This window comes from Lutibacter sp. Hel_I_33_5, assembly GCF_007827455.1.
Lineage (GTDB): Bacteria > Bacteroidota > Bacteroidia > Flavobacteriales > Flavobacteriaceae > Polaribacter.
Genome location: NZ_VISM01000001.1, coordinates 1016467 through 1033919, shown reverse-complemented (window position 1 = coordinate 1033919; position 17453 = coordinate 1016467). Strand labels below are relative to the sequence as shown.

The 17453-nt window shown below is 29.7% G+C and carries 12 protein-coding genes and 2 tRNA genes; 3 read left to right on the top strand and 11 right to left on the bottom strand.

What is annotated here, in order from left to right; genetic code table 11:
• Nucleotides 1–89: 89 nt before the first annotated feature.
• From OD91_RS04515 to OD91_RS04505, 3 genes are all read left to right on the top strand, one after another.
• A complete protein-coding gene (locus OD91_RS04515; protein WP_144895201.1) occupies nt 90–2147 on the top strand; it encodes an HD family phosphohydrolase in 2058 nt (685 codons plus the stop codon).
• 98 nt (nt 2148–2245) lie between these two features.
• Nucleotides 2246–2329 (top strand) — tRNA-Ser (locus tag OD91_RS04510).
• 13 nt (nt 2330–2342) lie between these two features.
• Nucleotides 2343–2417 (top strand) — tRNA-Pro (locus tag OD91_RS04505).
• Between the two features lie 138 nt (nt 2418–2555).
• Here the strand turns inward: OD91_RS04505 and OD91_RS04500 are convergent.
• From OD91_RS04500 to OD91_RS04450, 11 genes are all read right to left on the bottom strand, one after another.
• On the bottom strand, nt 2556–3353 hold the full coding sequence (locus tag OD91_RS04500; protein ID WP_144895200.1) for a T9SS type A sorting domain-containing protein: 798 nt from the start codon (nt 3351–3353) through the stop codon (nt 2556–2558).
• Between the two features lie 129 nt (nt 3354–3482).
• Nucleotides 3483–5051 (bottom strand): sulfatase, encoded by a 1569-nt coding sequence (locus tag OD91_RS04495; protein ID WP_144895199.1) that lies wholly within the window; start codon nt 5049–5051, stop codon nt 3483–3485.
• 101 nt (nt 5052–5152) lie between these two features.
• Nucleotides 5153–6355, bottom strand: coding sequence for a glycoside hydrolase family 88 protein (locus OD91_RS04490; RefSeq protein ID WP_144895198.1), 1203 nt, complete (start codon nt 6353–6355; stop codon nt 5153–5155).
• A gap of 263 nt (nt 6356–6618) precedes the next feature.
• Nucleotides 6619–8526 carry an acetate--CoA ligase gene (gene acs / locus OD91_RS04485; protein ID WP_144895197.1) on the bottom strand — a complete coding sequence of 636 codons (1908 nt, stop codon included), beginning with the start codon at nt 8524–8526 and terminating at the stop codon, nt 6619–6621.
• A 30-nt stretch (nt 8527–8556) separates the two neighbouring features.
• Nucleotides 8557–10371 (bottom strand): sodium:solute symporter family protein, encoded by a 1815-nt coding sequence (locus OD91_RS04480; protein ID WP_144895196.1) that lies wholly within the window; start codon nt 10369–10371, stop codon nt 8557–8559.
• Nucleotides 10372–10387: 16 nt separating this feature from the next.
• Complete coding sequence (locus OD91_RS04475) at nt 10388–11458, bottom strand: phosphotransferase enzyme family protein (RefSeq protein WP_144895195.1); 1071 nt, start codon at nt 11456–11458, stop codon at nt 10388–10390.
• A complete protein-coding gene (locus OD91_RS04470; RefSeq protein WP_144895194.1) occupies nt 11458–12369 on the bottom strand; it encodes a sugar phosphate nucleotidyltransferase in 912 nt (303 codons plus the stop codon). The genes OD91_RS04475 and OD91_RS04470 overlap by 1 nt, the downstream gene beginning before the upstream one ends.
• Before the next feature lie 210 nt (nt 12370–12579).
• Nucleotides 12580–13875, bottom strand: a complete 1296-nt coding sequence (locus OD91_RS04465; protein ID WP_144895193.1) for a TRAP transporter large permease — start codon at nt 13873–13875, stop codon at nt 12580–12582.
• The gene (locus tag OD91_RS04460; RefSeq protein ID WP_144895192.1) at nt 13875–14339 is read right to left on the bottom strand and encodes a TRAP transporter small permease; all 465 of its coding nucleotides are present in this window, start codon (nt 14337–14339) and stop codon (nt 13875–13877) included. Before OD91_RS04460 ends, OD91_RS04465 begins: the two co-directional genes overlap by 1 nt.
• Nucleotides 14340–14341: 2 nt before the next feature.
• Complete coding sequence (locus OD91_RS04455; protein WP_144895191.1) at nt 14342–15316, bottom strand: TRAP transporter substrate-binding protein; 975 nt, start codon at nt 15314–15316, stop codon at nt 14342–14344.
• A 198-nt stretch (nt 15317–15514) separates the two neighbouring features.
• Nucleotides 15515–17353, bottom strand: coding sequence for an alpha-L-fucosidase (locus tag OD91_RS04450; RefSeq protein WP_144895190.1), 1839 nt, complete (start codon nt 17351–17353; stop codon nt 15515–15517).
• Nucleotides 17354–17453 lie beyond the last annotated feature (100 nt).

Below are 17453 nucleotides of genomic sequence, written 5' to 3'. Positions count from 1 at the left end.
TATTACTAGTATTAGTAAATCAAACTATCAAAATCATATTAATATTTGTATTTTGCAAAAAGTTTATCACTATAAACTAATCTAATTCTATGAGTTCATTCATCAATAAATTATCAAAGAATAATGCTATTATTTACAAAGTAGTATTGTTTTTAATAACTACAATATCTGTTGTTTATTTATTTCCAAAAGGTGGCCAATTTAAGTATGATTTTACAAAAGGGAAGCCTTGGCAATATGATAATCTATATGCGCCTTCAGACTTAGCAATTCAAAAATCTGATGAAGAAATAAGTGTAGAAAAAGAATCTATAGAAAGAGATGCTAAGCAGTTTTTTCTTTACAATATTGAAGCTGTCAATGAAGTAGAAGATAATTTTAAAAGTAATATAGACCGAATCCAGGTGAATGATTCTTTAACGGAACCTGATATTGTAAAACTTGAAAGTCAAGGAAATTATATTATAAAAAAAGTTTATAAAAGTGGATTTATAGATGTAGCTAGTCAAAGTAAAATTAAAAAAGATCTTATCGTTTTACGAAAAGGAAATGAGGTTGAAGAAATTTCGCATAAAAAAGTGCTAATTTCCAATGAAGTTTTTAAAACAATAACTAATAGTTTAGGAGATAAACCTTTTAATTTTCAACAAGATATTCTTTTAAATATTTTATCAGAGATAATAAAACCGAATGTTTTTTATGATGATGATTTTACTCAAAAAGTTATTGAAGAATCCTTTAATAATATTTCCTATACAAAAGGAAAAGTGTCGAAAGATGAGCTTATTATTTTAAAGGGTGATATAGTAGAAGGAAGAAATTTTGCAGTGTTAAACTCTTTAAAACAGGAGTCTGAATCTAAAGTTTGGACAGAATCTAATTACAATTGGATTGTTTTTGGATATTCAATTTTAGTTTCTTTAGCATTATTGATGTTATTACTCTTTCTAAAAAAATATAGAGTAGAAATTTATAATAATAATACGAAAGTAACCTTTATTTTTTTTAATGTTTTATTGATGATTTTGGTGCAGACTCTTGTTATAAAATACAACTCAGATTATTTATACATTGTGCCATTAAGTGTGTTACCAATTATTATCAAAGCTTTCTTTGATGCGCGTTTAGGGTTGTTTACACATGTGTTAACAGTATTGTTATTAGGATTTATTGTGCCTAATAGTTTCGAGTTTATTTACTTGCATATAATTGCTGGTATCGTAACAATTCTTACAGTTTCAGAATTATACAAACGAGCGAATTTATTTATTTCTATAGGTCAAATTACCTTGATTTATATGATTACTTATTTTGCTTTTTCTATTATAAAAGAAGGAAATGCATCGTCGTTAAACTTTACATACTTCGGGTTATTTGCAGCGAATGGAGTTTTATCGTTTTTAGCTGTTTTCTTAATTTATATGTATGAAAAAATGTTTGGTTTAGTGTCTGATGTTACTTTATTAGAACTTTCTAATACAAATACCAAGTTATTAAGAGAATTGAATGAAAAAGCACCTGGAACATTTCAGCACTCAATGCAAGTAGCTAATTTAGCTGAAGCAGCGGCAAATGAAATTGGTGCTAATTCTATGTTGGTAAGGACAGGTGCATTATATCATGATATTGGTAAAATGTTGAATCCAATGTATTTTATAGAAAATCAATCCACAAGTGTAAACCCACACAATGATTTATCGCCTAGAGATAGTGCAACTATTATTTTAGATCATGTTATTAAAGGAATAGAATTAGCTAAACAGCATAGATTACCAGATAGAATAATTGATTTTATTAGAACACATCATGGAACAAGCTTAGTGTATTATTTTTATAAGAAAGAGCAAGATTCAAATCCAGATGTAAAAGTTGATGTAAATAAATTTAAATATAATGGACCCATTCCTTTTTCTAAAGAAACTGCTATTTTAATGATTTGCGATGCAGCAGAAGCTGCAACAAAAAGTATTAAAAACCCTACAGCACAATCTATAGATGAATTGATTAATAAAATTGTTGAAAAGCAAAAAAATGATAATCAATTTGTAAATTCTGATATTACTTTTAGAGAGATAGAGGTAATTAAAAAAATAATAAAAAAGAAGCTATTAAATATCTATCATCTTAGAGTAGAGTACCCAGACTAAAATAATCAAATTAATAATTAAAAAGGTTTGCTAATTTGTAATTCTAATATTACATTTGCACTCGCAATTTTTACTAATACATTTAGTATTAAAGTCGAGGAGAGGTGGCAGAGTGGTAATGCAGCAGATTGCTAATCTGTCGACGGGAAACTGTCGCCAGGGTTCGAGTCCCTGTCTCTCCGCTAAGAATTGCCTCGGGGTGTAGCGTAGCCCGGTCATCGCGCCTCGTTTGGGACGAGGAGGTCGCAGGTTCGAATCCTGCCACCCCGACTACATTAATTAAAAATAAAAAACCTTGTGAAATTTCACAAGGTTTTTTATTTTTAAAGTAATTCTCCCTTTCGGATAAAAAAAATCTCTAAGAATACTATTCTTAGAGATTTTTTAATTTTATATTAAAAAGGTAGTTTAATGTAAAACAACTTTTTTACTAGCAGTAGCTCCATCATTAGAAGTTACTTTTAAGATATATAAACCTCTAGCAAATTTACTTACGTTGATTGCTTTAGCATTATTACTGCTATAAACAGATTTACCAGTTAAGTCAACTAATTGTACTCTTTTTGCAGCAACATTGTTGTTAAGTTTAACGTTTAATAAACCATTAGCAGGGTTTGGGTATATAGTTAAAGATTTACTTAAAGTATTGTTTTCTAGACTTAATGTAGTAGCTGTTGTAATTGTAACATTACTTATAGCAGCATTTTGCTTTTCTCCATCTGCACAATCAAAACAAAACCATTCTATTCTTAAAGTACGTAGTTTACTATCATCAGCACCTGTTATAGCTTCAGATACTTGATATTTGCCTGTAACAGTAGCTTTAACATCCTTCACCCACTGATCGTCAATGAATATTTTAAAACCGCCAACACCTGTTGTAGGATTTCCCCAATATTGAGCTACATTAAAAGCTACTTTACTTATCCCTCCTGGTAAGTCGTAAGCTGTTAGTGCTGATTTTTCGGTATTATATCTTCCAGCTAATGAAAATGAACTGTCGTATCTACCTGGTTTTTCAGCTTTAACATCTTTTAATTTCCATTTACGATCCCAGCCAAGTGTTTGTTCTTCATTAACAGGATCATCGTGATCATTATGCCAAACATTATGAGTAAGTGTGTCAAAATTCTCAGTAAAATCTGTTTGTGCGTTTGCAAAACTAAATGTTATTAGTAAAGCAAATAATAAAGTAATTTTTTTCATAATTTAAAATATTTATTGATTAAAGTTATACAAACATAATTAATATGTTAGTGTTTTTAGGTTCTAAATGAATCAAAATAAGGGGGGTAAATGTTCATTTAATGATTTTTTTATAAAAAAACCTTACTGTCACTGGGTTTTTGTATAAGGTATGATTTTTTTATATCTCCTTTTTTTATACCAAGGATCATTTGTAGCAATTAATTTTTCACCCAATTGTTTGAGTAATTGAGTGGCAATTTTAGGTTTTTCATTAAAAGATATTTTATTAAGTTGATATGGGTCATTTACATTATCATAAATAAATGCTTCAAAAGGTTTTTTACCACCAGTAATACAAAGTGTATACCTATCGGTTAATATTCCTCTTGAATTACTTAGTAATAATAAAATACTTTCCGGTTTGTTTTTATAATTACTTGAAGGCTTAGTAATATTTTTTGAAAAATCAATTCCTTCAACTTCATTCGGTATGTTATTTTTTAACCCTGCAAGTCCCATTGAAGTTGGTAAAACATCTGGAACACTTAATAATGTGTTATTAATAGTACCAGCTTTTATGCCTTTAGGCCAATGTATTGTAAAGGGGACAGCCATTGCTTCCATTTCTATGATGTTTTTTCCTTTTTTTCCATGGCTTCCTAATAATTCACCATGATCTGAACTTAAAATAATAATGGTATTGTCTAATTGATTTTGTTTTTTTAATTCTTCTATAACAATACCAATGTATTTATCTACACTAGTAACATTTGCAAAATAATGTCGTGCATATTTTGCAATTTTTAAATCTGCATTTTTTCTTACAACTAAAGTTGAATCAATCTTCGGAAATTTATCAGTATCATAATGCTTTTTAAGCATCTCCATATCTGTATTTTTATCATTCCAAGGATTATGTGGAGGATTAAGAGACCAAATCATACAAAATGGCTTGTTATTATCTCTTTCAGAATTTTTGTTTTGAAGGTATTCAACTATTTTTTGCGCCTCATTTTTAGGTGTAAAGATTTTTGGTTGATGTAGCTCTCCATCTTTTTTACCTTCAATAGTGTTTGGAATATTAGAAAAGACTAAAGGATCTACATGTGCATCTTTTACAGATTGATAAAAATATTCTATGCTATGTCTTGATTTACCTGGTGGAATATAGGTGTCGTATTTATTAAGATAATGACCTCCAGGTTCTTCTATTGTGCCAACATAATTACCTTTATTATCAAACAAAGGGTCGTTATTTAACCAATGACATTTTCCGAAGTAAGAGGTGTTGTAGCCTGCATCATAAAATAAATCGGTAATAGTTGGAATTTCATCTTTTAATTTATCTTTCCTGTCTTTTCTACAGTTATTCCAAATCCCGTTTTGTTCAGGATACATACCAGATAGTAACATTCCTCTTGCTGGACTGCATAGCGGAAAATTACTTATTGCTTGTGTGAAAACCACACCGTTTTTTGCTAATTTATCCATGTTTGGTGTTACCACTGGATCTGGTTTTCCAATAACATGTTTTTTGTATTTGTCTTCTGACCAAAAACCAGCACTGTATCTTCTTAATTGATCTGGATAGATGATTAAAATATTGGGTTTTTTATCGCTTTTTATATTTTCTTTAGCTAGTTGTTCTTTTTCATTTTTACAACTTATAGCTATAACACAGAATATTAATAAACAAATTTTTAATACGATTTTCATAATCAATAATATTACTATACTCTTTAAATGTAGTGTAAAAAAAAACAATCTCTAAGTTAATCCTAGAAATTGTTTTAATAGTTGTTTGTTAAATTGTTGTATTATTTATTATACCTGTTTTTATATCTTAATAAAGCTTCAATATAATAATAATCAGCATAATTTAATGGAACATCAATTTCATTGTTATGTGGAATACTCCCAACACTATGTTTTAAAATAAAATTTTTGTTTTCACCTATTTTAGCTGTGTATTCATCAGTTGCTAAAGAATTCATTATTTTGTCAATAGCTGGTAGATAAGATTCTTTTGTATATCCATCAAGTTCGATTAAAGCAGAAGCTGTAATTGCAGCTGCAGAAACATCTCTAGGTTCGTTAGGGATTTTACCTGCATGATAATCCCAATAAGGGATGCCATCTTCTGGTGTTCCTTCAAAATTAATAATATAATCAGCTATTTTTTTAGCTTGATCTAAATATGTTTGATCTTGCGTATACCTAAAAGAAACAACATATCCGTAAATTCCCCATGCTTGACCTCTTGCCCAAGAACTTGTGTTTGCAAATCCTTGTGCAGTTTCTTTACTTCTTACAGCCCCAGTTTCTGGATCATAATCTATAACGTGAAATGAACTATTGTTTTCTCTAAAATGATTTTTAATAGTTGTGTTTGCATGTGTGATTGCTATATTTTTATAAGTATCTTTTCCTGTAATTTCACTTGCTTTAAATAAAAGTTCAAGGTTCATCATGTTATCAACAATAACAGGATATTTCCATCCTCTTTTAGCTTGCCATCCACCATCTACATCCCAGCTTTTTATTGCACCTACATTAGGATTAAAACGTGTTGATAATGAATCTGCTGCTGTAATCATTACATTTTTAAAAGCTTCATTATTAGTTGATTTATATCCGTTTCCGTATGAGCAATTGAAAATAAAACCTAAATCGTGATTTGTAGTTTTATACTTATGATCTTCATATAATGCTTGAAATTTTTCTGCTGCATTTTTCCACTTTTCATTTTTTGTAGCTTCGTATAAATACCAACAACTCCCTGGAAAAAAACCTTCTGTCCAATCAAAACCATCTCTAACCCAATGCATTTCTCCATCTGCATTTAAAGTTCTTGGATTTTTGTTTGCTTTTTCAGCATCAGATAATAAAAGAGATAATTGTTTTTCTGCTAATTCTAATTTGGCAGTTGATGATTTTAAAGTAGTTTCCTCTTTTACTGAATTACAAGATTGGATTATACAAATAGTTAGTAGAATACATCCAAATTTTAATATTCTCATACGAGTCTAATTTTAGGTCAAGGGTTAATTTTGTTGATAAATTGATTTTTCTTATTAAAAAAAAATACACCTAAAAAACATTATATTAATTGATGTTAATTATGGTTGTATTATTTCTTTTTTAGAAAATGTAAATTTCTTTTTTTATTTACATTTATAAAGGAATATATGAGTCATTTTTAAGGGGGGTATCGTTCAAAAACAATAAGAGGTGTTTAATTAGTCGTCAACTTCACTAATTAAATCAAAGCTTTAGCATCATGTTAAAGAGATTCCTTTATAATGTCATTTACAACTTCTGGGTTAAGAAGGGTTGAAGTATCTCCTAAATTAGAGGTGTCATTAGAAGCTATTTTACGTAAAATACGTCGCATAATTTTACCGCTACGTGTTTTTGGCAATCCTTCTGTAAATTGAATTTTATTTAGTTTCGCAATTGGACCTATTTTATCAGATATAAGTTGATTGATTTCTTTACGTAAATTATCGTGGTTTCTATCTTCTCCACTATCTTTTAAGGTAATGTAACCGTATAATGCACTTCCTTTTATATCGTGCGGAAAGCCAACAATTGCCGATTCTGCTACTGCTTGATGTTCATTGATTGCATCTTCAATAGGCGCCGTTCCTAAATTATGACCAGAAACAATAATTACATCATCAACTCTACCAGTAATTCTATAATAGCCAACTTCATCTCTAAGTGATCCATCACCAGTAAAATACATATTTTCAAAAGCAGAAAAATAGGTGTCTTTATAACGTTGGTGATTTCCCCAAATGGTTCTTGCAATACTTGGCCATGGAAATTTTATACACAAACGACCTTCAACTTGATTACCTTCTAATTCGTTTCCGTTTTCATCCATAATGGCTGGTTGAATTCCAATAAATGGTAAGGTTGCATACGTTGGTTTTGTAGGTGTAACATAAGGAATTGGTGTAATCATAATTCCGCCAGTTTCTGTTTGCCACCATGAGTCTATAATCGGACTTTTCTTTTTTCCAACAACATCATTATACCAATGCCATGCTTCTTCATTTATCGGTTCACCAACAGACCCTAGAACTTTTAAAGAAGATAAATCGTATTTGTCAACTAATTCAACGCCTTGTTTTGCTAATGCTCTTATGGCAGTTGGCGCTGTATAAAACTGATTCACTTTATGCTTTTCAACAATATTCCAAAAGCGACCATAATCAGGATAACTCGGTACACCTTCAAACATCACAGTAGTTGCACCGTTTGCTAATGGGCCGTAAACAATATAACTGTGTCCTGTAATCCAACCAATATCTGCGGTACACCAATACACATCGTTTTCTTTATATTGAAATGCATTTTTAAACGTGTAAGCACTATAAACCATATAGCCTGCAGTTGTATGAACCATACCTTTTGGCATTCCTGTAGAACCCGAAGTGTATAGTATAAATAACGGATCTTCAGCATCCATTATTTCTGCTTCACATGCAGCTGATGCTTTATCTAAAAGAGGTTGCAACCATTTATCACGACCTTCTTTCATGTTGATGTTTGATTGAATACGTTTTGCTACCAAAACCGTTTCTACGCAAGTGCATTGTTCTAAGGCTTCGTCTACAATTCCTTTTAGATCAATTGTTTTTGAACCCCTATATGAACCATCGGCGGTAATTACCATTTTACAATCAGAATCATTAATCCGTGTCGCTAAAGCTGTTGCCGAAAATCCTGCAAATACAACAGAATGGATAGCACCAATTCTTGCACATGCTAATACTGATATTGCCAATTCAGGAATCATCGGAACATAAATACAAACACGATCTCCTTTTTTTACACCTTGTTCTTTTAAAACATTTGCAAATTGATTTACGCGTTTATGTAGTTGGTTATAAGTGATGTGTTCAGCAACTTCATTGAGATCGTTAGGTTCAAAAAGTATAGCAGTTTTATCTCCTCGAGTAGCCAAATGCCTATCGATACAATTTTCTGTAATATTCAATTTCGCACCTTGAAACCACTTAACTTCAGGTTTGTTAAAGTCCCAATCTAGAACTTTGTCCCATTTTTTTCTCCATACAAAATGCTCTTCAGCTATTTCTTCCCAAAAATTTTCAGGCTCTTGAATTGATTTTCTGTAAACTTGATAATATTCTTCTAAATGTTTTATATGATAATTGCTCATCTGTTTAGTTATACTTTTAAATTAATGTCTTTATAAAATATTGGCTTTTACTTTTTTCCAAGTTTTTATAAGTAAGAAACCTGATATTATGGCAAGACTTATCGTAATGATAGCACTTTTATATTCACCATAAATCCAATATCCTGTAGCAAACATACAACTATAAATTAACACACAACCTAGTAGCATTGCTAAAATACCTGAAGGAACGCTCCAAGATTCTGTGTTTTCTTTAATCGTAATATTATTGATAGTTGCTTTGTTGACAACTTTTGACCAACCTGGTCCACCTGGTTGCGTTTTTTTATAGAAACTTTGGAGTACTTCTTGACTTTCTGGTTGTGTCATAAAAGTAGCAATTAACCATATAACTGTTGTGACTAAAACAACAAAAGGATATTGTAAATAGCTTTCAAAAATTCCGTTTTCTGCTCCAAATAATGTTTCTCCTAAGGGTGTTAATTTAAGTAAGATTGATATAATTCCAGATGCAAACATTGCTGTTATTTCACTCCAAGAATTTATTCGCCACCAAAACCAACGTAATATAAAAATTAGTCCAGTTCCAGCTCCAAAAACTAAAAGTAAATCGAATATCTGCATCGCATTTTGAAGTAATAATGCCAATGCAGCACTTAAAACCATGAGGATAACTGTAGAAATTCTACCAACTGCAACTAATTTTTTTTCTGAAGCATTTGGATTTATTTGTTGTTTGTAAAAATCAAATACTAAATAGGAAGAACCCCAATTTAATTGTGTTGAAATTGTACTCATATAAGCTGCAATTAACGATGCTAAAACTAGTCCTAATAAACCACTTGGTAATTTTGTTAACATCGCAGAATACGCTAAATCATGTCCTAGCTTATCATCTGAAATCGAAGGAAATGCTTCTTGAATACTTGCTAAATCAGGAAATACCACTAATGAAGCTAAAGCAACTAGAATCCAAGGCCAAGGACGTAAAGCATAATGCATAATATTAAAAAAGAAAGTTGCACCAATTGCATGATTTTCATCTTTAGCTGCTAACATTCTTTGAGCAATATATCCACCACCACCAGGTTCTGCACCAGGATACCAAGAACTCCACCATTGTACTGCTAACGGAATTATTAGAAGTGTAATTATGGCATTCTTATCTGAGAAATCTGGTAAAATAGAAAGCTTATTTGCTACATTTTCGTTTGCTAATAAAGCATCTAAACCACCAACTTCTGGAATATTAATTAAATAATATGCTGCGCCAATTGCTCCAGCCATAGCTACAAAAAACAAAATAAAATCTGTGTATACTACACCTTTAAATCCACCTAAAGCACTAAAAACGACTGTTATCAATCCTGCAGATATAACTGTTTGCCAAGGTTCTAATCCTAACATAATTCCGCCAATCTTTATAGCAGCTAATGTTACAGCAGACATGGTTATCACATTAAAAATAACACCTAAATATACTGCTCTAAATTTTCTAAGAAACTCTGCTGGTTTTCCGCCATATCGTAATTTATAAAATTCTAAATCTGTTTTTACGTTAGATTTTCTCCAAAGTTTTGCATAGACAAAAACAGTTAATAGTCCTGTTAATAAAAATGCCCACCAAACCCAATTACCAGAAACACCGTTAGTTCTAACAATATCTGTTACTAAGTTTGGTGTGTCGGTAGAAAAAGTAGTTGCAACCATTGAAACACCTAATAACCACCAAGGCATTGTTCTGCCAGAAAGAAAAAACTCAGATGAATTTTTTCCAGACTTTTTAGATACATAGATCCCTATAGCTAAAGTAATTGAGAAAAATAAAATTATTAATGCGTAATCTAATGTGCTTAATGAAATCATAAATTTTAGTTAGAATTTATATTTTAAGTTGATTCGACATACTATCAATTAATTTAAATTGATTTTTTGCACGTACAAGGTTATGATCAGAATATTTAGTTTTATAGTAAGTATCATTATTTAAAAAATCGGTTAAAAAACGAATTCCCATGATAAAAGTCATTGTTTTTACTGCTAAAGGCAATAATTTTATATCTAATTCTGATAATGTATTTTTCACTTCTTCTAAAAAACCTTTTTTATAAGCATTGTAAAAGTTGAGGTTAAAGGTAACTAAATCTAAGTTTTTTTCATCTTCTGCAGCAGAATTACAAATTGTTCTTATAGCATCGCCAAAATCATAATGTATAATTCCAGGCATCACAGTATCCGTATCTATAACACAAAGTCCTTTATTATTACTATCAAAAAGTGCATTTGAAATTTTTGTATCATTGTGTGTTACCCTTAATTTAATATCACCTTTATTTAAATATTTTTCTATTTGATGCATTTTATCTTTAATTACCTTTATTTTTTCAATTAATTCTGATGCTGCTAGTATCCTCTTTTTGGAAGCATTTTTTAAAGCTTCTTGGAATTGTGAAAAACGAAAGGACATTTTATGAAAGTTAGGAATAACTTCAATTAATTTATTGACATCAAAATCATTTGTAAGATTTAGAAAATCTCCAAAGAGTTTTCCTCCTTCATAAGCAATTTCTTCATTTGGAACTTGATCAAAAGTTATACTGTTATCAATAAAAATCATCAAGTTCCAGTAATTTCCTTTTTCATCAATATGATAAAAAACCTCCTTTTTAGAAGGAATAAAAGTTAGAACTTTTTGTTTTAATTCTTCTTCGGATAAATGAGATAACCTTTTCAAAATATGTTTACTGACACTAACTTTATTGTGAATTAGACTTGGAATATCTATAAAAACATTCTGATTAATGCGTTGGAGAATATAATAAGGTTTATGTGTTGTCTTAATTAAAAAGGTATCGTTTATATGACCAAAAATAAATTCTGAAATAGATGAGATTTCACTTCTGTGTTTAAAAGTGTTAAAGATTAATTTTAATTCATCTTTAGGAAAATTCATTAATTCCAAAGATGTTTAGGATAGACATTTTTCCTTTTTAACTCTTGAATTGCTTTTTGAACAACTTCTTTATCTTCTTTATAAGTTACGCCAAACCATTTTGCATCTGATTTTAAAACTTCAACAGTTGCCTTGTTAGAGGTAATAAATTCTGAGATAATTAAAGGAATATAAAATTCAGATTTTAAATCATTGTGATTTTCTTCTAAAAATTGCTCAAATAATTTACTTGTATAGTCAAATATTTTTGGAGAAAACCCCCAAAAATTCATAGAAACAATTGTGTTTTTATCTATGATTGATATTTCTCCAATTTCATCTTTAAATTGAATTAGATTGTCAATTTTTTCAATATGAATTCTTTCAGTAATTTCAGTTAAGTGATTTTCTCCATTCACCTTACATTCTCCTCTCGAAACATATCCAAAATCTGAAACCGTATTTTTTAATAAATACGCCATCATTTTAAAATCATATGAATTTTTATCTGTATTTATAAGAGACTTAGCCATTTCTATAAAAGCTTCTTTCCCATAAAAATCATCTGCGTTTATAACTGCGAAGTTTTCTGAAACTACTTCTTTAGCCATTAAAAGTGCATGACCAGTTCCCCAAGGTTTAATACGATTTTGATTAGAATATTTAACAGGGATGTTTTCTACTTCCTGAAAAACGTAAACTACTTCAGCTTTATTTTTTAATTTTTTATCGAACGCTAATTTAAATTCAGTTTCGAAGTTCTTTCTGATAATAAATACAAATTTTCCAAAACCAGCTTCTAATGCATCAAACAAAGAAAAGTCAATAATAGTATCACCTTCTGGAGTAAAAACATCCATTTGTTTTAATCCTCCGTATCTACTACCCATTCCTGCTGCAAGTATGACAAGTGTAGGTTTATTTTTCTGCATTAATTTAATTTAAAAAATAAGTTTCTAAATTAATCAAAAAATACAATTCTATTAAGGTTTGGTAGATTAAATATTCATACTATATTTATTAATTAAAATGTTTTTATAATCATATAACCACTAAGAAATATTAATATATAAAAAAACACTAAAAATAATTCCAATCTAGATTTTTTAATAAATTTTATCATAACATTTTTTTTTCAATTTTTATAATCCAAATAAGCTCGGTAACCATAAGCTTAATTGAGGAATATAAGCCACTAATAAAAGTGAAACAATCATTGCCAGGAAAAGAGGTAATAACGGTTTGACGACTTTTTCTATAGTTGTTCCTGCTACTCCAACTCCAACAAAGAGGACGGAACCAACGGGTGGTGTACATAAACCTACACAAAGATTTAATACCATCATGATTCCAAATTGAACTGGATCCATTCCTAATTTAGTGATAATTGGTAAAAATATTGGTGTGAATATTAAAACAGCAGGCGTCATATCCATAAAGATTCCAACAAATAATAATATCAAGTTTATTATTAATAAAATGATAATTGGATTATCACTTACACCTAATAATAAATTACTAATATTTTGAGGAATATTTTCATAAGACATCACCCAAGACATACTCATAGAAGCACCAATTAATAGCATAACTATAGCAGTTGTTCCACAAGATTCTAATAGAATTTCTGGAATGTCTTTTGTTTTAATTTCTTTATAATAGAACCCTAAAAGTAGTGTATATAAAACAGCAATTGCAGAAGCTTCTGTAGCAGTAAAAATACCTGCAACAATTCCACCAATTACAACCACTAACAACATTAAACTTGGAAATGCTCTTACAAATGTTCTAGCAACTTCTTTTAATGTACTTCTCTTACCAACTTTATAGCCTTTTTTCTTTGCCCAGAAAGACGCGACTATCATTAAAAGTAATCCAGTTATGATTCCAGGAATATATCCAGCTAAAAATAAAGCAGCAATAGATACACCACCACTTGCTAAAGAATATACAATTAATACATTACTTGGAGGGATTATTAATCCTGTAGTAGATGATGTAATATTTACTGCAGCTCCAAATTCTTTTGAATACCCTTCTTTTTCCATTTCAGGTCCTAAGATACTACCCATTGCAGAAGCAGATGCCATTGCTGAACCTGCAATTGCTCCCATTAACATAGCTGCAATAACATTAATTAATGCCAATCCACCTGGAAGTGAACCTACTAAAGTTTTTGCAAAATCAATTAATCGATGGGCAATTCCACCTTTGTTCATGAGTTGACCTGAGAGGACAAAAAATGGTATGGCCAATAAAGCAAAACTATCTAAACCTGTTCCTATTCGTTGTGAAACTGTTGTTAAGGCTGGTATGGTTGGTATGCTAACCATCATTGTTAATAATGATGAAATTGCAATACTCCAAGCTACAGGAACACCAATTAATAATAAACCTAAAAAACTAACTATTAATATAATTACTGGTAAATATTCCATTAGAATTGTTTGTTTAAAATGTCAGAAACTTTGTAATAAATAATTAAAATTCCACTAATTGGAATTACTAAGTAAACAAATGCCAAAGGTATTTGTAATGCTGGTGAAGATTGTCCAAGAGTATAGGTTATATATACTAATCTAAAACCTCCAACAACCAATGCGAAAAAACAAAAAGCGATAATGATAATACTCGCTATTTTTTTAAGTCTTATTTGTCCTTCTTTATTCAATTTTGCTGGTAATAAATCAATAGCTACATGCATTCTTCTTCCAGAAATATATGCTGCTCCTAAAACACCTACCCAAATCATTAAATATCTTGCCAATTCATCTGTAAAAGAACTTGGAGAGCTTGTTACAAAACGGGTAAATACTTGCCATAATACATTGATTACCATTGCACCCATTATAATTGCAAGTGCAGCTCCTAGAATTTTATCTATTTTTTTTCTTAACTCCATAATTAATTTGTTTCCTGAATTCGGTTAATCAAACTATATATTTCTTTATCATCTTTATATGAATCATACATTGATAATACTTTTTCTTGAAATGCAGATTTATCTGGTCTTACTACAGTAACACCTGCTTTTTGAACAGCTTCTAAAGCTTCTTTTTCGGATGCAGACCACAATTCTCTTTGACGTTTTACAGAAGCATTTGAAGCTTTTGTAACCCAGCCTTGTTGCTCCTCTGTTAAACTATCCCATAAATGTGTACTCATAATTAATACATCTGGAATTGTAGTATGTTCATCTAACGCATAGTATTTACATACTTCATAGTGTCTAGATAAATAAAAACTTGGTGGATTATTTTCTGCTCCATCTACGACACCTTGTTGTAATGATGTATATAATTCACCAAAAGAAATTGGAGTAGGGGATCCACCTAAATTACTTACCATATTCATGGCTGTAACACTTTCCATCACTCTAATTTTTAATCCTTTTAGATCATCAGGGTTATTTACTGGTTTTTCTTTCGTATAAAAACTTCTACTACCTGCATCATAATATCCTAAACCTTTTAACCAATATTTTGTTCCACCATCTAATAATTCTTGGCCAATTGGACCATCTAAAACTCTAAAAGAATGTTCTTTTCCTTTAAAGATAAAAGGTAATCCTAACACTTTCATATTAGGTGAAAAATTTTCCATTACTGCAGCAGAAACTTTAGTCATACCTAGGCTTCCAATTTGTAATAACTCTAAACATTGACGTTCTGAACCTAATTGTTGACTCGGATAAATTTCCAACTTCATTGTTCCGTTAGAATTTCTTTCTAATTCTTGTCCCATAAAAACCATTGCTTTATGAACAGGATGACTAATATCTAACCCATGAGCCAGTTTTATAGTTTTTTGCTTTTGAACCGAGTTACAAGAACTCAATATCAATAGAGCAAGTATGGGTAAGATGAAAATTTTTCTCATAATTAGTATGTTATTTTAAACTGAATTTATAAAATTTAATTCAGCTTTTAAGTCTTAGTTTTTAATCTTGACTATTTTAACAGTAAACAATCAATTGAAAACAAATATATATAAAATATAACTAAAAATACAATCGATTGTATTGTTTGTGTTGTAATTATATTTTATTGATTAAATCTAAATAATCATTGACATTTGTTAAATAGGGGACAACAAAATATAATCTAAACCTAGGCCTTTTTTCCATTTCCCTGCATTGATGTTAAACCCTTCTAAATTCAAGCTGTATTTACCTTTTTTATTAATAATTATTTCTCCTGCATTGCTTGTTATTTTTTTATAGAAAAACAATGATTTATTAATTTCCTCTTGATCTCTTTTTAATTCTAAAGGAATAATTTTATCAGCAATTTTAATTACTCCTTTTTGTTCTGAACCAATCCATTTTGGATTTGAATGTCTTGCTTTTTCATTGCTAATTACTTCAACTTTAAATTTTCCAGGGGCATGAATATTAAATCTCCAAGTTGACACTTGTTTTTCTTCATTATATGTTGAACAAATTCTATCTAATCTGATTTTTTTATTTAAAGATTGTGATATTTCAGTATCTACTTTTAACTTTTTGTTTTTATGATTTAATACAATTACTGTAGCTAAATCATTATTCTTAATTTTACTAATATCAATAGTAAGAAATCTGCCTTCTTGTTTATAATTTAATTTTTCTTCACTATTTAAAAGAGTGATGGATTGAATCTCTGTTAGTAATCCATTTAATTCAATACTATTATTTTCTGGCCAATTGAATATATTTAAATATATTTTTTTGGATTTCTCTGTAATATAACCCCAATCATAATTCCAAGGAAAAGATGAACCATGTGAACCGTAAATAGCTTCACCATTTGATTTTAACCAACTCCCAACAATTTTTAAATTTTTTATAGGTTCTTTTGGGAGTTCACCATTAGCCTTGGGACCAACATTTAAAAGGTAATTACCATTTCTACTTGCGCTTGCAATTAATGAATTTAAAATTAATTTAGGTTTTCTCCATTCTGTATCATCATTTCTAAATCCCCAAGACGTATTTGTTGTTCCGCACATTTCCCAAGGAGTTGGCAAATTATCACCAGTAAAGTAATTATCAGAAGGAGTATAAAAATCATATACAATCTTTTTATCAAGTTTTGTTGGAACTCCATATTCTCCAATTCTTGAGCTAATTATTATTTCAGGTTGTAATTCTCTTGCTGTTTTAGCAAAATGTTTAATTTCATCTGAAGATAAGCCACCACCCATATCAAACCAAATAATATCGATTTTACCATAATTAGTTAAAATTTCTTTTAATTGTGGAATTGATTTTTCTTTTAAATAGATTTCTCTATTCATGTTATCTGGACTATAATCTAAGGTGTTCATTCGCTGATTTAATCTACCTTTTCCAACATACGCATGAGGATGCTCCCAATCGATCATATGAGAATAATAAAGTCCGAATTTTAAACCTCCTTTATGACATGCATCTTTTAATTGCTTGACAATGTCTTTTTTAAAGGGCGTACTCATAATATCATAATTGGATACTTTTGAGTCAAATAAAGCAAACCCATCATGATGTTTTGAAGTGAGTACAATGTATTTCATACCTGCTGCTTTAGCAACAGCTACCCAAGCATCTACATCAAATTTTTGTGGATTAAATTCTTTAACTAATTTTTTATATTCTGATAGTGGGATTTTTAACGTATTCTGAATCCATTCAGCAATTTTTGGCGTAATCTCTCCTTTATATTCGCCTGCTAAAACAGAATATAATCCCCAGTGAATAAACATACCGTATTTAGCGTCTTTCCACCATTGCATTCTTGTATAAAATTCTTCTTTACTTTCTTGGTGAGATGAATTCTCATTCAACACTTTTTCTATCTTTTTAGAATCCTTTTTTGATTCATCTGTTTTACATGAAAAAATAAATAAGCTAGTAATAACTAAAAAAATGAGTTGAAAATTTCTTTTAAGTTTATTCATGATAGTAAATAAATTCCTTTTTTTTTGCAATAAAAAAGGAAGTTCTGAAAAGAAATTCCTTTAAGTCTTCATTGCAAAAACAATGAATTTTGGCCGAATC